General features: G+C 61.0%; 18 protein-coding genes and 1 tRNA gene. 8 read left to right on the forward strand and 11 right to left on the reverse strand.

What is annotated here, in order from left to right; genetic code table 11:
- The first annotated feature begins 516 nt into the window (after positions 1-516).
- The 5 genes from AC0IYN_RS08895 to AC0IYN_RS08915 all read left to right on the forward strand — a co-directional run bounded on the left by AC0IYN_RS08895 (position 517) and on the right by AC0IYN_RS08915 (position 4,722).
- Entirely contained in the window at positions 517-1,290 is a 774-nt protein-coding gene (locus AC0IYN_RS08895) for an ABC transporter ATP-binding protein (protein ID WP_078046444.1), read from the forward strand.
- Between the two features lie 13 nt (positions 1,291-1,303).
- Complete coding sequence (locus AC0IYN_RS08900; RefSeq protein ID WP_003187758.1) at positions 1,304-2,056, forward strand: ABC transporter substrate-binding protein; 753 nt, start codon at positions 1,304-1,306, stop codon at positions 2,054-2,056.
- Between the two features lie 74 nt (positions 2,057-2,130).
- Positions 2,131-2,826, forward strand: a complete 696-nt coding sequence (locus AC0IYN_RS08905; protein ID WP_016979103.1) for an ABC transporter permease — start codon at positions 2,131-2,133, stop codon at positions 2,824-2,826.
- A gap of 38 nt (positions 2,827-2,864) precedes the next feature.
- The gene (locus AC0IYN_RS08910; RefSeq protein WP_406596830.1) at positions 2,865-3,554 is read left to right on the forward strand and encodes an ABC transporter permease; all 690 of its coding nucleotides are present in this window, start codon (positions 2,865-2,867) and stop codon (positions 3,552-3,554) included.
- Positions 3,535-4,722, forward strand: coding sequence for a methyltransferase (locus tag AC0IYN_RS08915; RefSeq protein WP_457248313.1), 1,188 nt, complete (start codon positions 3,535-3,537; stop codon positions 4,720-4,722). The genes AC0IYN_RS08910 and AC0IYN_RS08915 overlap by 20 nt, the downstream gene beginning before the upstream one ends.
- 241 nt (positions 4,723-4,963) lie before the next feature.
- Here AC0IYN_RS08915 and bcsQ (AC0IYN_RS08920) read toward each other — a convergent pair whose 3' ends face one another.
- The 10 genes from bcsQ (AC0IYN_RS08920) to bcsQ (AC0IYN_RS08965) all read right to left on the reverse strand — a co-directional run bounded on the left by bcsQ (AC0IYN_RS08920) (position 4,964) and on the right by bcsQ (AC0IYN_RS08965) (position 20,577).
- Positions 4,964-5,899 (reverse strand): cellulose biosynthesis protein BcsQ, encoded by a 936-nt coding sequence (bcsQ, locus tag AC0IYN_RS08920; RefSeq protein ID WP_457248312.1) that lies wholly within the window; start codon positions 5,897-5,899, stop codon positions 4,964-4,966.
- 176 nt (positions 5,900-6,075) lie between these two features.
- The gene (locus AC0IYN_RS08925; protein ID WP_471841111.1) at positions 6,076-7,200 is read right to left on the reverse strand and encodes an alginate O-acetyltransferase AlgX-related protein; all 1,125 of its coding nucleotides are present in this window, start codon (positions 7,198-7,200) and stop codon (positions 6,076-6,078) included.
- A gap of 12 nt (positions 7,201-7,212) precedes the next feature.
- Positions 7,213-8,628: an MBOAT family O-acyltransferase gene (locus AC0IYN_RS08930; protein ID WP_471841113.1), complete on the reverse strand. Its 1,416-nt coding sequence runs from the start codon at positions 8,626-8,628 to the stop codon at positions 7,213-7,215.
- 16 nt (positions 8,629-8,644) lie between these two features.
- Entirely contained in the window at positions 8,645-9,310 is a 666-nt protein-coding gene (locus AC0IYN_RS08935) for an alginate O-acetyltransferase AlgF (protein ID WP_471841115.1), read from the reverse strand.
- The gene (locus tag AC0IYN_RS08940; protein WP_078046437.1) at positions 9,310-9,972 is read right to left on the reverse strand and encodes an SGNH/GDSL hydrolase family protein; all 663 of its coding nucleotides are present in this window, start codon (positions 9,970-9,972) and stop codon (positions 9,310-9,312) included. Before AC0IYN_RS08940 ends, AC0IYN_RS08935 begins: the two co-directional genes overlap by 1 nt.
- Before the next feature lie 16 nt (positions 9,973-9,988).
- Positions 9,989-13,879 carry a cellulose biosynthesis protein BcsC gene (locus AC0IYN_RS08945; protein WP_471841117.1) on the reverse strand — a complete coding sequence of 1,297 codons (3,891 nt, stop codon included), beginning with the start codon at positions 13,877-13,879 and terminating at the stop codon, positions 9,989-9,991.
- On the reverse strand, positions 13,861-15,057 hold the full coding sequence (bcsZ, locus tag AC0IYN_RS08950; RefSeq protein ID WP_471841118.1) for a cellulose synthase complex periplasmic endoglucanase BcsZ: 1,197 nt from the start codon (positions 15,055-15,057) through the stop codon (positions 13,861-13,863). The genes AC0IYN_RS08945 and bcsZ overlap by 19 nt, the downstream gene beginning before the upstream one ends.
- Positions 15,054-17,288, reverse strand: a complete 2,235-nt coding sequence (gene bcsB, locus AC0IYN_RS08955; protein ID WP_471841119.1) for a cellulose biosynthesis cyclic di-GMP-binding regulatory protein BcsB — start codon at positions 17,286-17,288, stop codon at positions 15,054-15,056. The genes bcsZ and bcsB overlap by 4 nt, the downstream gene beginning before the upstream one ends.
- Positions 17,285-19,504, reverse strand: coding sequence for a UDP-forming cellulose synthase catalytic subunit (bcsA, locus tag AC0IYN_RS08960; RefSeq protein WP_406596755.1), 2,220 nt, complete (start codon positions 19,502-19,504; stop codon positions 17,285-17,287). Before bcsA ends, bcsB begins: the two co-directional genes overlap by 4 nt.
- The gene (gene bcsQ, locus AC0IYN_RS08965; protein ID WP_471841120.1) at positions 19,501-20,577 is read right to left on the reverse strand and encodes a cellulose biosynthesis protein BcsQ; all 1,077 of its coding nucleotides are present in this window, start codon (positions 20,575-20,577) and stop codon (positions 19,501-19,503) included. Before bcsQ (AC0IYN_RS08965) ends, bcsA begins: the two co-directional genes overlap by 4 nt.
- Positions 20,578-21,166: 589 nt before the next feature.
- On the opposite strand from bcsQ (AC0IYN_RS08965), the gene AC0IYN_RS08970 reads away from it, so the two are divergent.
- Positions 21,167-21,391 (forward strand): DUF2790 domain-containing protein, encoded by a 225-nt coding sequence (locus AC0IYN_RS08970; protein WP_100491712.1) that lies wholly within the window; start codon positions 21,167-21,169, stop codon positions 21,389-21,391.
- A 54-nt stretch (positions 21,392-21,445) separates the two neighbouring features.
- Here the strand turns inward: AC0IYN_RS08970 and AC0IYN_RS08975 are convergent, their stop codons facing one another.
- On the reverse strand, positions 21,446-21,853 hold the full coding sequence (locus AC0IYN_RS08975) for a hypothetical protein (protein WP_471841121.1): 408 nt from the start codon (positions 21,851-21,853) through the stop codon (positions 21,446-21,448).
- A 183-nt stretch (positions 21,854-22,036) separates the two neighbouring features.
- Here AC0IYN_RS08975 and AC0IYN_RS08980 point away from each other — a divergent pair.
- Positions 22,037-22,112, forward strand: a tRNA-Thr gene (locus AC0IYN_RS08980).
- Between the two features lie 204 nt (positions 22,113-22,316).
- Positions 22,317-23,357 carry a hypothetical protein gene (locus AC0IYN_RS08985; RefSeq protein ID WP_471841122.1) on the forward strand — a complete coding sequence of 347 codons (1,041 nt, stop codon included), beginning with the start codon at positions 22,317-22,319 and terminating at the stop codon, positions 23,355-23,357.
- Position 23,358 lies beyond the last annotated feature (1 nt).

Here is a 23,358-nt window from a genome sequence, read left to right on the forward strand (position 1 = left end):
GGCCCGGGATCTTTCTCGTGAAAAGAAACCAACAGGGCGTTCTTTATTTTTTACGCAAGATTTGCGCCAAAATGTTACAGAGCCGCGATTGACGCGGGCTGTAGGACGATTCAACAACCGTCGCAAGTCATTGAGAACAATGGCATTCCGCTATAGCGTTACCGTGTGACCCACATTCACGACGAACGAACGCACCATAAACACACACAAAAAGTACGTGACGCCCCACAAAAGGGCTGATATGCACCGTTTGCCCGGTTAACCCTTCCAACACCCGGCCAAAGCTGGCACCATCGCGCCCTTTTTTACGCGAAGCCTGTGGTATTTCGGGTTCAAACGGCTGTTCGGTTGTTGATGGCGCGACACGCTGCTGTGCCGATGCGACACCCTGCCGCACACCACCTGATTACCGCCGGCCACGCTGTTGGCTGCCGTCAAGACGCTATGCTAGCTTGGCGCCTCGCCAGGAAGGCGGCCCAACAGCGACGATCGCAACGAACACAATGAGGACCCCACATGGCCGAGGCCGCGCCCGCGCTTGAAATCCGCAACTTGCATAAACGCTATGGTGAGCTGGAGGTACTCAAAGGTATCTCGCTGACCGCTCGCGACGGCGATGTGATCTCGATCCTGGGTTCCTCCGGTTCCGGCAAGTCCACGTTCCTGCGCTGCATCAACCTGCTGGAAAACCCGCACCAGGGCCAGATCCTGGTGGCCGGCGAAGAACTCAAGCTCAAGGCTGCGAAAAATGGCGAGCTGATGGCCGCTGACGGCAAGCAGATCAACCGCCTGCGCAGCGAAATCGGTTTTGTGTTTCAAAACTTTAACCTGTGGCCGCACATGAGCATCCTCGACAACATCATCGAGGCTCCTCGCCGTGTGCTCGGCCAGAGCAAGGCCGAGGCCATCGAAGTCGCCGAAGCCCTGCTGGACAAGGTCGGCATCGCCGACAAGCGCCACGCCTACCCTGCGCAATTGTCCGGCGGCCAGCAACAACGGGCGGCCATCGCGCGCACTCTGGCGATGCAGCCTAAAGTCATCCTGTTCGACGAGCCGACTTCGGCCCTTGACCCGGAAATGGTTCAGGAAGTACTTAATGTGATCCGCGCGCTGGCCGAAGAAGGCCGCACCATGCTGCTGGTCACCCATGAAATGGGCTTCGCCCGCCAGGTGTCCAGTGAAGTGGTGTTCCTGCACCAGGGCCTGGTCGAAGAGCAAGGATCGCCACAGCAGGTGTTTGAAAACCCGCTTTCGGCGCGCTGCAAACAATTCATGTCCAGCAACCGCTAACGGAGCAACATGCATGCAGAACTATAAAAAATTCCTTCTGGCCGCGGCCGTCTCGATGGCGTTCAGCGCCACGGCCATGGCAGAAACCTTGAAAATGGGGATCGAAGCGGCCTACCCGCCGTTCAACAACAAAGACGCCAGCGGCAATGTCGTGGGCTTCGACAAAGACATCGGCGACGCCCTGTGCGCCAAGATGAAAGTCGAGAAGTGCGAAGTGTATGTGTCCGACTGGGACGGCATCATCCCGGCCCTGAATGCCAAGAAGTTCGACTTCCTGGTGTCTTCGCTGTCGATCACCGACGAGCGCAAGCAGGCCGTCGACTTCACCGACCCGTACTACTCCAACAAGCTGCAATTCATCGCGCCTAAAGCCACCGCCGACTTCAAGACCGACGCCGCTTACCTCAAAGGCAAAGTCATCGGTGCACAACGCGCGACGTTGGCCGGTACTTACCTGGAAGACAAGCTGCCGGATACCGAAGCCAAGCTGTACGACACCCAGGAAAACGCCTACCTCGACCTGACCTCCGGTCGCCTGGACGGCATCCTCGCCGACAAGTACGTGCAGTACGAATGGCTCAAGAGCAAAGACGGTTCAGCCTACGAGTTCAAGGGCGACCCGGTTGTAGAGAGCGACAAGATCGGTATCGCCGTACGCAAGGGCGACCCACTGCGCGAGCGCCTGAACAAAGCCCTGGCAGAGATCAAGGCAGACGGCACCTACAAGAAGATCAACGACAAGTACTTCCCTTTCAGCATCGAATGATCTGAACGGTATGCCCGGCGCGCTCAGTTGAGCGCGTCGGCTTTTTGCAATGCCTGCCGCGATATGAAAACACCATGAATTTCGATCTCTACGGATTCGGCCCGGCGCTTGCCGCTGGCGCGCTGATGACCGTCAAACTGGCGCTCACGGCCCTGTGCCTGGGGCTGGTGCTTGGCCTGGCCGGTGCCTTGGCCAAGACTTCGCCGTACAAGCCGCTGCAATGGGTAGGCGGCGCCTATTCGACCATTGTGCGTGGCATTCCCGAATTGCTGTGGGTGCTGCTGATTTACTTCGGCACGGTCAACCTGATGCGTGCCCTTGGTGAATTCTTCGGCAACCCCGACCTTTCCCTCAGCGCCTTTGCCGCCGGGGTGATCGCCCTGGGCCTGTGCTTTGGCGCCTACGCGACGGAAGTGTTCCGTGGCGCGATCCTCGCCATTCCCAAGGGCCACCGCGAAGCCGGTGTCGCGCTGGGGCTGTCGAAGTTCCGGATCTTCACCCGGCTGATCATGCCGCAGATGTGGCGCATCGCCCTGCCCGGCCTGGGCAACCTGTTCATGATCCTGATGAAAGATACCGCGCTGGTATCGGTGATCGGCCTGGAAGAAATCATGCGCCATGCGCAGATCGGCGTGACCGTCACCAAGCAGCCTTTCACCTTCTTCATGGTCGCCGCCTTCATGTACCTGGGCCTGACCGTACTGGCCATGACCGGCATGCACTTCCTGGAAAAACGCGCCGCCCGCGGCTTTGCGAGGAGCACCCAATGAGCGGCGACTACAGCTGGCTGGCGCATTTCGATCTGGGCCTGAACTGGGCCGTGATCATCAAGTGGCTACCCAAATTGGCGCAGGGCGCCACCCTGACCCTGGAGCTGGTAGCCATTGCAGTGATCGCCGGCCTGCTGCTGGCAATCCCACTGGGTATCGCCCGCTCTTCACGGCGCTGGTATATCAGCGCTGTGCCTTATGCCTACATTTTCTTCTTCCGTGGTACGCCCCTGCTGGTGCAGTTGTTCCTGGTCTATTACGGCCTGGCGCAGTTCGACTCAATACGTGGGAGTTTCATGTGGCCCTACCTGCGCGATCCGTTCTGGTGCGCCACTGCTACCATGACGCTGCACACCGCCGCCTACATCGCCGAGATCCTGCGCGGCGCGATCCAGGCCATTCCGCCGGGCGAGATTGAAGCGGCGCGTGCGCTGGGCATGTCCAAGCCCAAGACGCTGTTCTACATCATCCTGCCGCGCGCCTCGCGCATCGGCCTGCCGGCGTACAGCAACGAAGTGATCCTGATGCTCAAGGCCAGCGCCCTGGCCAGTACTGTCACCCTGCTGGAATTGACCGGCATGGCGCGGACCATCATTGCCCGTACCTATTTGCCGGTAGAGATATTCTTCGCCGCCGGGCTGTTCTACCTGTTGATGGCGTACGTGCTGGTACGCGGCTTCAAACTGCTGGAACGCTGGCTGCGCGTCGATGCCTGCCAAGGACGTTGAAGCACGCTTCCAGGCGCTGGATGCGTTCCTGATCGAGCACCAAGGGCTGTGGAAACCACGGCCCTTTACTCATCTGCACTTGCCCTGGGAAACCCAGCACCCCACACTCGCCCAGTGGCTGCGCCAACGCTCGCTGGACGACGCCGAAGCCAGTCACAACCATCCCCACGACCTGCCGGCACCGGCGCCTTTTCCACAGCTCGCTGCGCAGGCTCGTCAGCTCAGTGCTGTGGATAAGTTACCGACGCATCCGCTGCCTACCGCTCGCCATCGCCTGAACGTCGATGTGCCGGGTCGCAAATGGGAACAGATAGAAGCCTTTGGCGCTGCGCTGCAGTTTGCACTGACGCCCACGCATTGGCTGGACTGGTGCGCGGGCAAGGGCCACCTGGGTCGCCGCCTGCTACAAGGCGATCAGGCGCTGACGTGCCTGGAGTATGACCCCGCGTTGATCGCTGCCGGCAAGGCCTTGAGCGACCACCACGGTTTGGCCGTTACCCATCGCCTGCAAGACGTCATGACGGACGTTGAGATTGGCCCTGAACACACGCCCGTCGCCCTGCACGCCTGTGGCGACCTGCATGTGCGCCTGCTGCGACTGGCCAGTGCGGCCGGCTGCAAACAACTGGCCCTGGCGCCCTGCTGCTACAACCGCATCCATGCCGACATCTACCAGCCACTGTCCCAGGCAGGCCGTGCCTCACACCTGCAACTGTCGCTGGATGACCTCGGCCTGCCGCTGAGCGAAACCGTCACCGCCGGCAAACGCGTGCGCTGGCAGCGGGACATGTCCATGGCGCGACGCCTGGGTTTCGATCAGCTGCAACGTGAATTGCGCGGTCTGGACGAGTACCTGCCAACTCCCTCCCTGCCGGCCGGTTGGCTCGACAAACCCTTCGCGGACTACTGCCGGGAGCTGGCAAGCCTCAAAGGGTTATCCACAGGTGCACAGGATTGGGCGGCCTTCGAAGCGCACGGCTGGCATCGCCTGGCCGAGGTCAGGAACCTGGAATTGCTACGTGGTCTGTTTCGGCGCCCGCTGGAGGTATGGCTGGTGCTGGATCGGGCGCTATTTCTTGGAGAAAACGGCTATAAGGTCGACGTAGGCACCTTCTGCGAACCCACATTGACGCCGCGCAACCTGATGGTGCTTGCCGAGCGCGATTAAGGGGCGAAATTGTCGCAGTGCAGCCTGTGGATAACTCTGTTGATGGATTCTTTACGGAGCCTGTAGCCATCTACGCTACAGGGCAAAAGCCAGGCTGGTCATTTTTTGTTCAAAAAATAAAACGCACGTAAAACAAGCAGTTGCGGTGTGATGAGAACGCCTCCACAAAATGGCTGTTTGATGACACCGCCATCCAACCGATTGTGCATAAGCATCTGGCGTTAACCGTATAAAGCGCGATTTATAGGTGCTTTCTGCGTGCGATCAACAGGCGGCAAAGCTCATTGATATCGTCCCCGGCTAAGGTCAATGCCTGGCTGTCCAAGGGGTCGGTGCCAAACGCCAATGCCTCGCTGATCGCCATGTCACGGTGCACTTCCAGTGGTTCTTTAGCGCCCAGGCGCTGCTTGAACGCCTCCACCATATCCAGGCTGAAGGCATTGTCTTCATCCAGTTGGTTGAGCACAAAATGAACGTGGGGTGCATGCTCGCGCTCAAGGTGTGGCGCCAGCAGCCCGTCGAGTTGGTCCAGGGTGCCCAGGGAGGCAGCATCGGCCTGGGCGATCACCAACACCACATCGGCCACGCTCAAGGCTTGATGGAAATAGACGTTGTTACCGGCAGGGGTGTCGATGATCACGGTATGACGGGCGCTCAGGTCCAAGGCGGCCAGGCGTTGCGCCAGCCAGTCCGGCTCATGCTTGAGCCAGCGTTGCAGGTCATCCTGCTGGCGCAGGTCGGTGTCGCCAAAGGTAATCACGCGACTGCCGACAAAGCCGGGTTGTTGGAGCGTGTCCCACTGCGCATTGCGCAGGCTGGTCGGGCCGATACCCGGCGAACTCGGGCTGACTCCGAAGTGCATCCGCAGGGCGTTCTGCGGGTCCAGGTCGATGGCGACCACCGACTCGCCCAGGCGCTGCAGGCCGCTGCTCAACGCTGTGGCCAGGGTACTGCGCCCCACTCCACCATTAACCGACACCAATGCCACCACACACGGGCGCCGCAACGCCTTATCCACCGGCTGGGACTGCGCATTTGCACTGGGTGTTTGCGGGGGGAACGGGGTGCCATCATCCACAGGGATGCTGCCAAAAAAGTGCAGGCGCGCATTCAATCCCTGCACGTCACGACTGACATCCTTGCCAAGCAGCACGAGAAGGCCATCGGTAAAGCTCATAGCGAATTCCTCATCACGGCGAAGCTCAAAGACGTGAGAAGGTCAGCTGATACGACTGCTTACCGCAGGTCTTTTTGTGGTCGCCCTAGTGCAGGCAGTCTGCTTCAAGCGCATAAAAGTGTCATTATTTTGATGGTGCTGCTGTCTATTTTTTAGACAAACGGCAGTTCGTCAAATTACTGACCAATGCTGATCGAATCGTAGGGCGTTTGCAGATCTCGCTCTGGAATTTCCCAAATCAGCAACTTTGGTGGTGTTTGCTTGAAGGCCGGGCTTTCAAAGTAAGCCTTGGCCGCGCCCGAGAATTCCCCCCCGTCTTTGCTGAAATTGCCCACAGGCGCATTCAGGGCCTTTTGCAGGAAACCGACGAAATTGGAATTACGCGAGAACGAGGTACCGATCAGCGCCACATTGGGCAGGCCTGCGTCGCCAAACAGGTCGTCGGCATTGCGGGTGGCGCCTGCGGTTTCATGGGCCGTGCTGGCCGCGACCGACTCGACGGGCGGCTGCAGCTTGGGCGGCAACCAATCAAGACCGGCCAGCCGCACCAGGTCACCTGGGCGCACGGCGAGCGGCGCCTGGGTGATGTCGAAGCTTTGCTCGGGCATGGCCTTGATACCGCGTTGCTGGATACGCTGCGCCAGGGCCTGGGCACCGGCGTTAGCGCCGGTTTCGCTCCAGTGGGTGTCCGTGCGCAGGTAGGCTTCGGCGCCCAAGGGCTTGAGTGTATCCGTGAGGTCTAGAGCGGAAACACCAGCCGCTTGCAACGCGGCGGTCCAATCGCGGATTCGACTATCGAGCACTGCCGGGCGGTACAGGCCACAGCGCTGGGCGGCGGCGATGCGGCTCTTGTCCGGTACCACCACCACTTGCAGATCGATGCCTTTCTGACTCAGTTGTTTTTGCAGGTCGATCACCGCCTGGGCCTTGGTCTGGGCATTGGCCTCGGCATGGCGGTTGATGCGCAGCTCATCGCTGATAAACAGCCAGCCGGGGCAACCCGGACGCACGCGCGGCCCTGTGTCACCGAACGCCAGCCAGCTGCCGCCGCGCTCCAGGTTGGCGGCCTGGATCGCCATCGGCGCCTTGGCCAGTTCCTTGGCAAAACGGTGAGTCAGGTCGCCATGGAGCAACATGTCGCTGTCGACCTTGGCCGGCACATAACTGATCGGCCCCTTCACCATCAGCCAGGCGCAGGACAACAGCCCCGCCGCCAAAAAAGGCACCAGCACCCAGGCCGCCAGGGGACTGGTGCGAACGGCCAAGTCGCTCGGTGGAGTCGGCGCGGTAGGAGCAGGCATGGTCGGGCGTCCTTAGAACTGAAAGTACAGAAACGGTACGGCGTCGCGGCTGGCAATCAGCGCAAACGACAACACAAACCCCGCCACCGGCCACAGTGAAGCCGCCAGGACAAACCACGGCTGCGTGCCGAAACGTTGTTCGCAACGCACCTGCCAGATCGGCGCAATGATGCACACCAGGCCCAACAAGGCCGCCATGCCGTGGGCCGGGCGCATGGCCACAGCCATCGCGTCACCCAGGGCCATGCCGTGCATCCCGAACTGGCCCGCGTACAGGGTCAGGGCCGAGTGGAAGTCCGGCGCACGGAACAAGGTCCAGGCCAGGCACACAAACAGCAATGTGAGGATGTGCGACAACACCGGCGGAATGCTCGGCAGGCTCGAACGCGACCAGGCACGGTCAACGCACAACGCCACGCCATGGGCCGAACCCCACAACAGGTAGTTCCAGCTATCGCCGCCGTGCCACAACCCGGCAATCGCCATGGTGAGAAACAGGTTGCGATAGGTGCGCCACACGCCATCGCGGTTACCGCCCAGGGCGATGTACAGGTAGTCGCGCAACCAGCTGGACAACGACAGGTGCCAACGCCGCCAGAAGTCCTGGATGCTGCTGGCCAGGTACGGCCGGTTGAAGTTTTCCGGGAAGTGGAAGCCCAACATCAGGCCCAGGCCGATGGCCATGGCGCTGTAGCCGGCGAAGTCGAAGAACAGTTGCAGCGAATACGCCAGGCAACCGATCCAGGCGTCCACCAGGCTTGGGTTCTCCAGGTGGAAGGCAATGTCCACCAGCGGCGACAGGGTGTCGGCCACCAGCACTTTCATGCCCATGCCGATCATGAAGCGCCGCGCGCCCAGGGAGAAATTCGCCCAGTTGAAATAACGCTGGTTCAGCTCGCGGCGAACCCAGTCGTAACGGATGATCGGGCCTGCAATCGAGTGCCCGAACATCGAGATATAGGTGGCGTAGTTGATGAAGCTGCGCTCCACCGGCACCGTATGCCGGTGCACATCCACCAGGTAGGAAATCGCCTGCAGCACGATGAACGACAAGCCGGCCGGCAAGGCCACGCGCTGCCAATCCAGCGGCATCGCACCGTACCAGGTGATCACCTCGCTCACGGTGCCAGCGACGATGTTGGCGTACTTGTACCAACACAGCACCGCCGTGTTGAACACGATCAACGCGATCAACAGGCGCACCCGGCCTTTGCCGTCCTCACGGGAGCGGTCCACCAGCAAGCCGCCGACCCATGCCACCACGGTCAACACCATGTGCAGGAACAGGAACAACGGGCTCAACCAGCCGTAGAACAACCAACTGCCGATCAACAGGATGACGTTGCGCCAGCTCGGACGAGCCAGGGCGTAGATCAACAGGAAAACCGGCAGGAACAGCGTGAGGAATTCGAGTGAGGCAAAGACCATGGTGGTTCGGGCCTGATCAGTTAGCGAGCGAATCAGGCGCGAACAACAACCGTGAGCCCGTGGCGGATGGCAGCGCCAACACGCTGCAGCGTTCGCCGGCCTTGAGGCTGAACGTCAGCGGCTGGCCAACCGGCGCCCCCGCGCACTTGAGCTGCACCGACAGTTCCACCGGGTTGATCATGCGGCGCTGCACCGAACCTTCAACAACCTTTTTGAACAGCTCGGCTTTCTGTGCCACAGCTTCCAGGCTGGCGTCGACGCACGCGGCGTCGGCGTTGATGAACGCCAGGGAGGCTTTCAGCGCATTGAAATCATCCGGTTGCTCATGGATCACCACTTGGCGAATGCCGCCTTTGGCATCCGTCACCGCGACCACCGTGGCAAACTCGCCCGGGGCCACGGTGACGGCCAGGTCAGCCGTCTTGTCGCCCTGGCTCAACACACCCTTGATCGGAGCACTGCCGCCCGATACCGGCAGGTAGTCGGAAACCAGCTTGTCGCCCGCCAATACCAGGCTGGCCTTGGAACCGTCGGCAACCAGTTTCAATTCGCTGGCAGTGCCATTGGCAAACCGCAGGAACGCCGAGTCTTTTTCCGGCCCGGTGGGGTACAGCGGAATGTCGGCGCTGTAGGCGCTGACACTGGCGAGCAAGGTCGCCAGGCCCAGGGTGATGCGCTTCATCACTTGGCTCCTTTCACGGCATCCGCCGGCAATGCCGACAGCGCGCCGCCGATGGCCTTGGCCCACTTCTGGTAGCCGTCGATGGTGAAATGCTGGCCGTCAGTGGTGATCCACTCGCCCGGTTTGGAGAAGGTCAGCGAGTCGATGTAAGTGCATGGCGCCACATTGGTTGCCAGGAACGACGACATCAACTTGGTGCGCGCGTCATCCTTCTTGTACATGCTGCCGACCTTGCCCCAGGCCGGGCCTACCCACACGCATTTGGTGCCGGTTTCGCTGACAGCCTTGGTTAGTGAAGTCACACTCTTCCACGCCCAGACTTTTGGGAACTGCGGGTCCGGGTAGGAGGCCATGGTGTCGCCGATGATGATCACCACGAGGTCCGGCTTGTCCTTGGCGATCAGGTCCTTGACCGGCGTGGTGCTCATGGCGTTTTTGCCGAACACCTGAGGTTTGCCACCCGGCAACTGCTCGGCACCACAATCGACTTTCTTTGGCACGACCCAGTCGGCTGCACCGGCGCCGCAGGCACCGATGGTGTGCACCTTGGCGCCTTGGGCGGTGAGGTTGGCTTGCAGTGGGTCCAGCAAATGGTCCGGGAAGCTCAAGTGGCTTTCACCGAGTACCAGCAGGGTCAGGCCGGCAATTGCAGAAACAGGCATGGATGACTCCTATCAATCAATTCGAATAAGGGGAACGGTACGGGCTGACCGGCAAGGGCATAGGCCCGCTCAGGTCTTCAAACAGGTAGCGCAGGTAGGCGTTGCCGACGTACTGGCGATAATCCTGGGCGTTGTCGACGCCGACTTCGCCACCCAGGTAGAAGCGTGAGGTAAGACGGTATTCGGCGGCTGCGTTGAGGCTGTAGCCGATGCCGGTCTTGCTGCTGCTTTTGTATTTCGGGTTTTCAAACGCTTCCTGCAGGTCTTTTTCCGTCGGGAAATAATCGGCGCCATCTTGCGCGATATGCTGCACGCCCACCGAGCTTTTCAACTCGTAGCTGAAGCGATCGAAACTCTGCGCCCAACGCACTGGAACAGCCAGGGAGAAGAAGCGCTGCGGGCTGAAGTAGCCGCCATTGCCGTAGGTGTAGTTACCCTGGTTGTCCTTGAAACCCATGGCCATGCCGCTGATGCCCAGTGTGAGGGTGTCGGTTGGCGTATTGCGCAGGTACCAGTAGACGCCACTGCCCAGTTCCATGCGCGTGTTGTCTTCGACGTGATTGCCGAGCAACTGATGTAACGACGCATACCCGTAGGCACCCATTTCCTGGTTGTCGTAGCTCAGTTCTGCACGCCCGCCGTTGGCAGTGACACCGCCCCACTTCTTCTCGATGACCTCGCCATCGGCGGTAGTGATCCGTGCTTTCGAACCAGCAAAAGAGGTCACGCTGTCAGTGACCGGCCGCCGCGAAACATTCACGCCATAACGCAGGTTGCCGCCTTCGGTGAACGGTCGATTCACACTCACGCCACCGACCACGGTGTTGTAGGTGAAGCCCACCGGGCTGACGCCGATGTCGGCCTTGACGCCTTGCGCCGGGTCTTCGACCGCGACCGCCAGGCCGACACCGTTTTCTCTCTTGGCACCATCTTCACCTGCACCAGCGCCAAAGCGCGCCGCAGAGATGGCCTTGACCGTCCCGGAACTCAAACTCACCGGCGTCGCACGCAACGCCACGTTGTAGTCACCCACCGGCATACGCGCCTCGAAGGGCGTTTCCACATCGGTGATTTTGCTCAAGCCACTTTCACCGTTATTGCTGCGCACGCTCAAGCCTTGCACCAGGTACGGGCTACGATCACGCAGCAGACCGTCGAGGGCACGGCGCGCCGGGCTCAGGGTCGGGTTGTCCAACGCGGCGATGCGCGTAGGCGGCACGAACGGGTCGCTCAGTTTGTTCGAAGGGGCAAAGCCGGCGGCGGTTACCGTATTTCCAGGCGCCGATACCGGCGCGGGCATGACGTTGGCCGGCGCGTCGATCGGCGGAGGCACCGCGCCACGGTCAACGGCCAGGTCGGTGATTTGGCGGCGCTGACCCGGCAGGCCGACAAATGGGTTGTACGCCACGCCTTGCGCGTCCGCCAGGGCCGAACGCGCCTGGGTCCGCTGGGTGTTTTCAATCGCCAGGGCGCGACGCAACAACTCCGCTGCTTCGGCATTGCGGCCCAGGCCCTGATAGATCTGCCCCGCCGCCGTCAGCGTCTCGGCACTGGTCGGGTCCAGCCGCAGCGCCTTGTCGGTGGCCGACTCGGCCTGGCTGCGGTTACCGCCCTTCAAGGCAATACCGGCCAGGCCCAGTTGCAGGCGTGCGTTATTGGGGTTCTGCTGCACGAGCGGCTCGTAAAGCGCCATGGCTTTCTTGCCGTCGCCGCCGTCGGCATACATACGCGCCAGCACGGCAATGGCCGAGGTGTCATGGGGCCGCTGCACCAGTGCCGGCGAGAGCATGTCGTAGGCTGCCACCAGGTCGTTCTTCTCGCGCAACGCATCGGCTTGCTTGACCCGATATTGGAAGATCAGGTCTTCGTAGCGTTGACGCCCGGCATCACTCAGCGGCTGGCCCTGCATGCCGCGCAGGATGTCGCCGGCCTCGGTGTAGTGGTTGGCCTTGAGCAGTACGCCCGCGTAGAGCAGCCTCTGGTCGGCAGTCGGATCAGGCGTGCCGTCCAGCACACCTTGCATAATCTGCAAGCCCTCTTCCGGCGCGCCAACGTCCACGTAGGCAGACGCCAACACCGCCAGGCGCTCGGGCTTTTTACCTGCCAGCGTCGCGCTGCGTCCCAGCAAGGCCAGGGCTTCCGGGCGCTGGCCACGGCGAGCGCTTTCGATCGCGATTTCGGTCTGCTTGTGCAGAGCGATGTCACTCGCCAACTCATTCATATCAGCGGTGCGCTGGCCGGCAGGAATGCGCGACAGTGTTGCATCGGCGGCTTTCCACTCGTCCAGTTCAACCGACAGCAAGGTACTGGTGTACAGCGCGTCCGGTTGGTTGGGCTGGCTTTTGAGCAGGCCGTCAAGCAAGGCGCGGGCATTGCGAATCTGCCCGTCGCGCAGGTAAACCCGTGCCAGGGCGAAACGCGTCCAGGGGTTTTCCGGGTCGGCGTCGAGCGCCTGCTGGTACGCGGTTTGCGCGGCCTTCAAGTCGCCACGCTGATCGGCGACCTTGCCCAACTGGGTCGCCCGCAGGGCCTTGATTTTTACGTTGGAGGACAGCTTGGCGCGGTCCGCTACAGACACCGAGTCGATCAGCTTCAAGGCTTCTTCCGGACGACCGGATTGCGACAGCACGCCGATCAGGCCATTCAACGCGTCCGCATCGCCTGGGTTGCGCGCCAGCACTTTGCGGTAGCTGGCTTCGGAGGCGTCGAGTTGATTGTCCTGGGCCTGGAAACCAGCGAGGGCCACGGTGGCATCCGCCCGGCTCGGGTTCAGGCGCTCGGCCTGCGCGGCAAGGTCGCGGGCCTGGCTGCTGCGGCCGGCATTCTGCGCGTCCCTGGCCTGTTTGAGCAGGCTCCAGTAACGCACGTCATTCAGGGCTTTTTGCCAGGCTGCACCGCCAGGCAAGCGGGTGGCCTGGGCCAGGTAATTTTCCGCTTCGCTGAAGCGCTGCTGCTGTTGGCGCAACACGCCCATACCGCCGAGGGCATCGACATCGCTTGATTTTTCCGCCAGGCGCGCCGCCAGCAATGGCTCGGCGGTTTTCAGGTCGCCCGCGTCGAGGGCCTTGAATGCCTTGACCAGCTTCGGATCACGCTGCCAGCCACCGTCCCCTTTGCCTTGGGCGATGCCCTTGTTCATCAGCTCACGGATCTCGCTGTCGTCCGGGTGCTTGGCAAGGAATTCCTGGAACAACGGCACTTGGTCACGGTTGGGTGCGCCGAGCCAGACCAACGCAAAGCGCCAGCCTTCGTCAGCGGCGCCGCCGACTTCGTTGTTGGGCGCCAGGCGCGCCATGGCGCGGATCCCTTCGACACGGGTGCCGGGGTTGCGCGCCAGGTGCCGAGCCAGGAACAACGCGGCAATCGCGTCATCCGGCCGCTCACGCGTCACCCGTTGCAAGCCGGCGATACCTTCGGCAGTGCCCTTGGGGGTAAAGGCCAGGGCGTTGTAATACTCACGGGCGATCAAGCCTTGAGGCGGGCGATCCTGGAAAATCTGGCGGTACAGCGCGACAGCCTGTTCGCGCTCTTCGACCGGTTCGCCCAGCTCACGGGCCTGCTCCAGCAACTTGGCATTGGCGGGTACGTTGACCAGGATGTCCTGCTCAAGCTGCAACGCCTGGCGTGGTAGCGGCGAAATCGCGCGCAGGCGGGCCAGGTACTTTTGCGCCTCATCCGGGTGCTGCTTTTGCACCTGGATCAGGCCCAGGCCGTACAGCGCGTCCGGCTGCTCCGGGCTCAGGCCCAGCAGCTTCTGCCAGGACTCGGTGGCCCGTTCCGGGTTTTTCTTCGACTGCCAGTAGTAACCCTGCTCGATCAGCAGGGCTTGGGGGTCCGTGGTCGCGGCGAGGCTGGCGCTGGACACCAGGGCAGCCACTATCGCGAGGGCTAGCGTGTGACGGCGCATGCGCCCTCCCAGAATAATTTGACCGTACCGTCCTGTTCGAAGCGGTACTTTTGATCGGTAAAGCCTTGGCTGAACAGGCTGAGCACGTAGTCGTAATACACCGGCTGCGCGCTATCGGGCGCTGACGGGGCCATGGCCTTGCCCAGCACGTCGTCCAGCTTGTTTTTCTGCAGTTGCATCAGGGCCGTTTCGCCACGCGCCTGGAAAAACACCAGGGCCGAGGCCGAGAAGCCCAGCGGCGAAAAGCCGTTGTTGTTTTCGGCAGCACCGCTGAGCACGTGGATCTTCTCCGGCGGAAAGCCACTGGGAGACGCCGCCGTCGCACGGGAAAAGCCAGCCAACGCCTTGAGCATCGGCGCCGCCAGCGGATCAGCCTTGGCGGTCATGCCGGCCCACAGGTAAGTGCGGATGGCGTCGTAGCTGCCGAGGTCATCGGAATACGGGTCGACCACAAACACGCCGGCATTCGCGCCGGTAGCGCGGTAGCCGACCCAGTTGGCGGCGATACCGTGGGGGTTGCTCTTGGGGTCGGCGAGCATCTTGGCATTGCTCTCGGCCACGTCGTTCCAGCCACCGTTGGGACGTTCCTTGTGGAAGCGTCGCAACTGCGCCAGCACTTGGTAGCTGGGGTTGAAACGCCACAACCCGTCGGGGTAGCTGTAACCTACCGGCCCCGGCAACAGCATCTTGCCCAGGCCCGGTACGCGCACGATCAACGTCTTTTCGACATTGGCCAACACCCGCTGCGCATCGGCGCGGTACTGCGGCACATTCCACACACGCGCCGCTTCCAGCAGTGCGTAGGCCACCCACAGGTCAGCGTCGCTGGCAGAGTTGGCGTCGATCACGCCCCACTCGCCAGTCTTGGTCTTGCCCCACAGCCAGCCTGGCAGGTTGCGGGTGATGTCGTTGCCGGCCATGTTGGCCTTGGTCCAGGTCCAGAGCTTGTCAAAACGCGCGCGGTCGTTGCCCACCAGGGCAAAGAACATCGCATAGGACTGGCCTTCGGAATTGCTTTCGCTGGGGTTCAGCGACGAGTTCAACACCCGCCCGTCATCCTGCACAAAGCGCGTCGCGTAGTTCTGCCACAACGGCCACTGCGCGTCGCACGTCTGCGCCTGGGCCGCGCCGGCAAAGAGCGCGACGCCCAACGCCACCCAACCGGCTTTACGCATCATGCCAACCGCCGTTTTGCACGTGCCCGCAGGGACAGGTAGACCAGGGAGCTCACGATCGCCAGGCCCAGGAAGGTGAACAGCAGCATCCAGCCCAGGTTCTGCGACAGGCGCCACTGCACCTGCTTGAAGAGCCCCAGCTTGCCAACGTAATACTGCTGGTCGGCCACCAGTGAACTGACCTGCGTACCTTGCACCACCGCGAGGCTGCCCTGGATGGTGTCCTTGAACTGGTCACCGCCGATCAATACGGCCGTCGCGGCCTGCAGGCCTTCGGGCTTGGTGCTGGAAATCAACACCACACTGCGACCCGTCTTGAGCGGCGACTCGAAGCCGGCAAACCAGGTGCTGGTGCTCAAGCTGTTGAGACTGATCGCGGCGTTGGCGGCGTGCTTGTTGGCCTCGTCGTCAGGGCTTACCCAGTTGCTCACGTAGCGCGGCAGGTCGGACAATTTGAAGTGCTGCTGCGCCCCGTCAATGTTGGCCGGCAAGTACTGCTGCCACTGCTTGAACAACGGCTGGTCAGCACCGGTGGCAATCACCAGCAAGTCTTTGTCGGCCACGCTTTGCACGTCCTTGGCCTGCACCACCTTGACCGCAGTGGCCGGGTAGCCGGTGGACTCGCCAAAGCGACCGAGGATGGTGAGGTAGGCGCTCAGCTCTTCTGTGCCGAAGGTGTCTGGCAAGACCACGGCCGACTCGGAGAGGTCCGCCAGGCGCGTGAACGGGAAGCCGGCATCGTTGAACACACCCAGGTTAGGCATGGCGATGAAGTGCTGGTACCCGCTGATGTCCAGGCTCGAATCCGGGTCGATGGTGCCGCGCATGTTATCGACGATGATGTCGCGGCATTCGCCTTCTTTTATGTAGTCGTACATGAAGCGCAGTTGCAGCTTGGACATCGGTGACGCCGAGCTGATCGGCAGCAGCACAGTGGCTTCGCGCGGCAGCGTGTTGTCTGTCTGCAGCATGCTCAGCAGGGTCTTGCCGTCCGCCAGGCTGGTGATCGACGGCAACGGCATGGACTTCATGAACAGGTCATCCATACCCACCAGCAACGACGAGTTTGTCGACACCTGCTGCGGCGTGTAGCGGTATTTGAGGTGCAGCGGCACGCCTTCTTCACGCCAGTTGAACAAGTCGGGCGGCAGGCGGAAGTCGACGTTGATGGCGCCCGGGTTGTAGCCCGCGACGCTGAGCTTTTTCAGCTCGACCAGTTCACCGAGGCGTACCGGGCGATCACTCGGCACCCAGTTCGGCGCATCGTAGGGGCGACGCGGCGCCAGGCTTTCGAGCTTGTCGATCACCACGCTGCTGCCAGCCAGCACCGGGTTGCCCAGCGCCACGGCGGTGGCGGCACGCTTGAGCTCGGCACCGTCGCGGCCCGACACGATCAGCAGTTTGCCCTGCGGGTCGCTGGGGTTGGCGATGAGGTTCAGGGTCGGCCCGGTGGCCTGTGCAACCTGGACACCATTGACGTCGACCGCACTCGGGCTCAGCACCAGCACAATGGCATTGCCCTTGGCCGGGATCGAGCCGTAGGTGGTGGGGAACGTCGCGCCACGGTAGCTGGCCAGCGCGCCGAACCACGACGACAAGGTGGCCGCCGCTTCCAGCGTGGCGTTGTCCGGCGCGGTGGCAAACACGAATGGCAGACTGAGCTGGCGCGCATCGCGTTTGTCGAAAAACGGCAGCGGCAACACCGACAGGTCGTTCTTCAATTGGATCTGCGACACCTGCAGTTTCAGCTCGCTGCTGTTGCTGATTTTTGCCCACAGGCTGCTATGCAACGGGTCTTCGCAGGACATGCTGTAGTGACCGATGAACTGCACGCGCAGGCGGTTGAACTCGGTGATCAGGTGCGGTGGGATCTGCACCAGCGTCTGTTGCGCAGTGCCCGCGCCCTCTTTGGTCAGCGGGATACTGGCCGCCACTTCATCGTTGACCAGCACGTTGATCTGCGACAGGTCTGCCAGCAACGCCGGCGAGTAGCTGTAGTTGAGCAGCACTTGCGCGCCGGTTACCACCTGGTCGGCGCGGATGTCGAAGTTGACGCTGTCGGACGACTCCACACCCTGCAGGTTCATGGTGTCGCGACGGCCCAACTGCTTGAGCGTCAGGCTGTAACCGCTTTCGGCAGCCTGTACCAGCGAGCTCAGGCCCAGCAGCGAGGCAATCATCAACGTGAGTGCCGCGCGCATGCGCGTACGCGCAAAAAACAAAGTGGAAGTCATGGCTTGTCCATCAACGTGTCGAGCGGTTGTGAGGGGGTGCGGCGCAGGGCCATTCGCAATTCATGCAGCGTGGCGCGGCACAGGGTGAACAGGCCGCCAATGCCAATACCACCGACTTCACGCAGGGCCGCCAGCGGCGTGTCGGGCTGGCCGGCGCCCCAACTCGCGGCCCAGGTGTCGGCACGGGAAAACGTCAGGCGTACCAGCTCGCTTTGCTCGCGCAGCGACAGCGATTCAAATTGCGCCCCGATCTGCGAACCTTTACTGAACGCGACCCGCGCCTGGAACAGACTGTCCTGGCCATTTCGCGACAGCACCAATTGCACCCGTTCGCCCTGGCCGATGGAGTGGCCATCATTGAGGATCAGGCCAAAGCCGTTCTGGGAGAAGTCCTGGGTGATACCGGCGAGTACCCGGCCATCGGCGCAGATTACGCTGACCGGCAGTTTCGCACTCACGCGCGGCTCGGAACGCACCTGGCGTGTCTCGGACGCCACGGCCACGGCGGCGCTGGTGATGATCAGGTTATAGAGGGTCCAGGTCAGGTTGATCACCACGGTCACGGCGGTGGACTCATCGCCCCAGATCAACTGGTGCACGCCGAAACCGATACCGACCAGGTTCACCAGCAACAGCACCAGGTACGGGCGCGCCAGCTTCCAGTCGAAGAATTGCTTGTCGATGATGCCGCCCTTGTCGGTGACGTTGAAGCCACCAGCCTTGGGATTGACCAGCGCCACCAGCACCGGCGGCAGGATGTACCAGGCGAGTACGGTCTCGTACACCTCGTTCCAGAACGAGTGGCGAAAACGCCCCTGGATCCGCGAGTTGGTCAGACTGGAGTGCACCAAGTGCGGCAGCACGTAGGCGACGATCATCAACGCCGACGCGTGGAAAATCTCGGCGCCGAACACCAGGTAGGCCAGCGGCGCGGTGAGGAACACCAAGCGCGGCAAACCATAGAAAAAGTGAAGCATGGCGTTGGCGTAGCAAATGCGCTGGCCCCACTTGAGGCCTTTGCCCAGCAGCGGGTTGTCGGTGCGAAAAATCTGCGCCATGCCCCGTGCCCAGCGAATCCGCTGGTTGATGTGGCGCGACAGGCTTTCGGTGGCCAGGCCCGCAGCTTGCGGGATCGCCAGGTAAGCGGTGTTGTAGCCCAGGCGGTTGAGCTTGAGCGCGGTGTGGGCGTCTTCAGTCACGGTTTCGATGGCTACGCCGCCGATTTCCAGCAGCGGCTCACGGCGAATCACTGCGCAGGAGCCGCAAAAGAAGGTGGCATTCCACAGGTCGTTGCCGTCCTGCACCAGGCCGTAGAACAGCTCGCCTTCGTTGGGCACGGCACGGAAGGTGTCGAGGTTCTTTTCGAACGGGTCCGGCGAGAAGAAGAAGTGCGGCGTTTGCAACATCGCCAGCTTCGGATCTTTGAGGAACCAGCCCAGGCTCACTTGCAGGAAGGAGCGCGTCGGCACGTGGTCGGCGTCGAACAGGGCGATGTATTCGCCATCGGTGACCTTCAACGCTTCGTTGAGGTTACCGGCCTTGGCGTGGACGTTGTTGTCGCGGCGAATGTAGTTCACGCCGATCTTGCGGCAGAAGTCGCGAAAGTCATCACGGCGGCCGTCGTCCAGCACGTGGACGCGCAGCTTGTCCTTGGGCCAGTCCATCGCCTGTGCGGCGAAGATGGTCAGCTTAACGATGCTCAGGGCTTCGTTATAGGTGGGGATGAACACATCGACCGTTGGCCATTCTTCTGGCTCGGTCTTCAACCACACCGGCGTGCGGCGCAGCGGCCAGGCGGTCTGCACGTAGCCGAAGATCAGCACGATCATGGCGTAGAACTCGGCCGCGACCAGGCCGTAGCCGAAGAACATGTCGACCCAGGTTTCAAAGCCAAGGGTGGAGGTGAGGCGCCAGAACATGTAGCGCAACGACGCCACCAGCGACAGCACCACCAGCGCGAGGATCGCCAGGCGCCCCGGAATCTTGCGCAGTACCAGCACCGCCAGGAAGCACACGGCGGCAAACAGGCATTGAGTCACGAGGTCCAGTGGCGCGCAGATAATGGCCAGCAGCAGCAAGCCACCGAGCACGCAACTGCCCACCACCAGCAGCGTTCGCAGCACTGCAGGCCAGCGATTGAAGCGCGCGATGGCGCCGTTCAGGCGCCGTTCAACGCGCCCCTCGACGAAGGGCGTGGAGGACGTATTGTCGTTCATGGAAGGTCCGAGTCGAGGCGTTCAAGCAACGCGCGGCACAGGGCGAGGACGTCCTGGCAGCCGATACTGTTGACGGTAGGGTCGAGGGGGTCACGCCCATAGGCCTGGGCTTCGCTGAACGAAAGGTCACGATGCACCGTGCCCAGCAAGGCACTGCCCAGGCGCGTCTTGAACACCTCGGCCATGTCCAGGCTGAAGCGGTGGGCAGCGTCCAACTGATTGATCACGTAGAAGCGTTGCGGCGGTTTTTCACGCTCCAGGTACGGCGCGAGCATCGCGTCCATCTGCGCCAGGGCGCCGAACGAAGCCACGTCCGGCTGCACCACGACCAGCACGGCGTCGGCAACCGACATCGCCTGGCTCAAATACGGCGTGTTGCCGGCCGGGACGTCGATGACCACCGTGTCCTGGCCGTTCAATTGGAGCCCGCCCAAGCGCTTGCCCAGCCACTCGGCATCCTGGCCCAACCAGCGATTCAAACTCTTTTGCTGCTCATGGTCGGTACTGCCGAACGTTACCAGCCGGCAACCGGCAAAACCGCGCTCGGGCAGGTTGCCCCAGCCTTCATTCAGCAGGCTGGTGGCACCGATGCCGGGAATATCAAGGCCCAGGCACAGGTGATGACGCAAGGCATTTTGCGGGTCTAGGTCCAAGGCCAGCGCCGGTCGGCCCTGGCGCTGCAAGCCACTGGCAAGCGCCGCAGTGAGGGTGCTGCGACCGACGCCGCCTTTGATCGAGACCACCACCACGACTTTCGGCGTGGTCGGCTCCGAGTACACCTCACCTTGAGGCCCCTCTACCACTTCAGGCGGGTGCAGGTGGTCGGCTTCACCGTGGTTCAGCTCTTCCAGCAAGCGCAACAACGGCGCCGACGGGGCTTCGTCAATGACAGTGGCAACCACAGGCCGGGTAGGCGTTGGAACGAGCACAGGCAAGTCGACAGTAACGGCAGGCGTTTCCAGGACCTCTATTGCGTCCTCGATGTACTCGTGGACGAAGTCGATCTCCCGGTAGCCGCTGGGGCTGACGCCCAGCTTGTTGAATAGTCTTGATATGTCATCTGCTCGACTCACGTTCTGCCCCTCCCCCACCCTGATTTGCGCTTTAAAGGCGATAAAAAGGCCAGCGCTCTGCTGACCTTGAACTTTTCTAGTTATGTGAAGTCGGGCGCATTCTGTGATACCACATTAGTGGTGTCAGTATTTTGATATTCAAAGCCCAAAGCAATCCGACGAACGGCATGACGCCATTTTCATGACGCTTACTCAAGAAAAAATCCATTCCCTGTAAGAACATAGACATACGTTATTTTTTCACGAAAAACATTGTCTGGCTGGACAGAAACGACACAAATCTGACATATGTTCCAACAAAAATTCGATCGCAGCGCAGTCAATCAAAAATTTGACTACAACGATCCGCGATAAACCTGACGGTTTATATCGCGCGACAGAATACGTAAACCGTATCTGCTTTCAAGGTAATTACCGCTGAGCGGTCGATTCAAAATCCGCCGCAAGGCCACGGCCCGTGTATCGCTGTGTGTGCAGTCACCGCCTCGCTACACAACGAAGCAAAACCCGCGCCGCACGACACAGAACAGATACCTCCAGGGTGCTCAATTAGCCCACACCCACTTGTTGAACCCGGAGGATACTCATCATGAACTGGAACACCTTGATCGCCGTCAGCCTGCTGGCACTTGCCGTTAATGCCCACGCCGACGCGCAGCCCAAGCCGGATATCCAGCGTGTACTGGCCACCGTCGAAGACACGGGAAATTCATGCGGGATCGTCAACGCGCGGATGACCTACTTGGATTCCCACGGGCAAAAGCAGGTACTGGACTACAAGAAGTTTGCGGACAACTGCGCAGAAGGCAGTTGAGGATTGCGCCAACCGGGCGCCCGAGCGCCCGGTTTTGGAACGGCGTTTGACGGATTAGCGCACGCGTCGCTCGGTGAACGCGTAATCATCCTGGCAATCGCTGGACGGGGCCGATGCCACGCTCACGTAATGCACCGTGTCTGCATCCAGCAGCTTATAGGTGTACACATCCGGCGAACGCACGCCGTCGGTGCGCAATTCATTCTTGCCATTGGCCGCCGACCACGAACCCTGCTCGGTCTGAATCACCTGGGTCTGCTGCGCATCGCGGTAGAAGGTGATCACAAAGCGACCGTCCGGCTTGAGGTTATTGGTCCACGACAGGAACTGGCACTTCCCGGTCTCGGTGCGCAGGCCCTTCCAGGTGCCCACCAGCGCGGGATCGTTGGCTGGCTTATTGGAGGAACACGCGCCGAGTGCGGCGGTGAGAAGGATGAGGGACAGAGAGAGAGTCCGTTTCATGTGGGGCTTCCTTTGGTTTGGATAAGATTGCGCCGGGGTAGGCCCTTCAGCGACAAGGGAAGAATCCTACACTTGCTAGCCGAAAAAAGGGGCGAGCGTGAAAAAAGCGTGGGTTCTGCAAAAATAGTCAGAATTCAGGGGTTTACAGAACCTTGCCAATCGCTATAATCGTCGCCCTAACATGCCGGTATAGCTCAGTTGGTAGAGCAACTGACTTGTAATCAGTAGGTCCCGGGTTCGACTCCTGGTGCCGGCACCATATAAGACGAAGCCCTCACAGAAATGTGAGGGCTTTGTTGTTTCTGGGGTATTCATAGCTGAATCACACCCCGCCCCTCTCTTCAACCAATCCCTCCCCCCCTTAAAAAACACCACTTCAGCCTCAAAGCTTCACCTTTCAGCCTTTATGCTGAATTATGAACTGGCAATAATTATGGTGTATCCCATAAAAAGGGATAATTGCATGAGCAGCATACTTCAGCGCCCTGAATTGGCTGAATCGATGGCAAACCAGCTTCTTAATCCAGGCGTACTCGATGAAGGATTGCGCTCAGGCCTGTTTCTGTCCGGCCTGCGTCGTACGGGTAAAACGACATTTCTGAGAAACGACCTGATTCCCGCCCTGGAAGCAGCTGGCGCTCTAGTCATTTACGTCGAGCTGTGGAGCGACACGCTGGCCAACCCGGCAACGCTCGTGCACAACGCCATCCTCAAAACCCTGCAAGAACTACAAACGCCAGTGTCGCCTACAAAGGCACGATTCAATCAAAGGGGGAAAAGCATGGACGTATCCACGCTGGATAACGCAAACCTACGTGAAAAACTGGGTCAGATTTACGAGAATGAACACCCACTATGGGCGCCACTGTTCCTGATTCTTAATGCGAGTGGACTCGGGATTGTTGACCGTTACCTGTCAAAAAAGGCAATGGACTTCGAGCTCCGGCAAATCCGCCTGCTCATTGCCGAGCTCGAAAAATATTCGCTAGGCACCACACCCTCGGATTCACCAGACCTCATCCCCGCGTTACGGATCTCACTCAACGCGATCAATGAGTCACGGAGCGAGGAGAAAGTCCGGGTTTTCGCCTCGATTCTGGCCAATCTCTGGCACCAGAAAACCAGTAACTGGGACGCGACCTCTCAAACCTTGCGTCTGGTGCGCGACCTGGAAGATGTTCATTTCCTGGTACTTTCAGAAGCAAACAAACTTCACATCGAACAACCCGGTAAAGGTATGTTTTCTGTGGGAGGGAAACTATCACTCGCCACAAGTGCAATTGAAGACCTTCTGCCGAGCCATCTGGACCCCATGCTGATTGCCTCTTGTGTGTCAGATCTCATTTCCAAGGGACTGCTCAACGACTCGTTCATCAGCAACAACGCTCTTGAGGTCGATGTAGAGTTCTCTGCCACGAACGCGCCTGTGACTTACTCAATATCTGATCTGGGCGTCTGGCTCATCGAACAGATAACCCCCGCGCCTGCTGCAAGCGCCAGCTGAG

Source organism: Pseudomonas sp. AC112 (assembly GCF_979253545.1).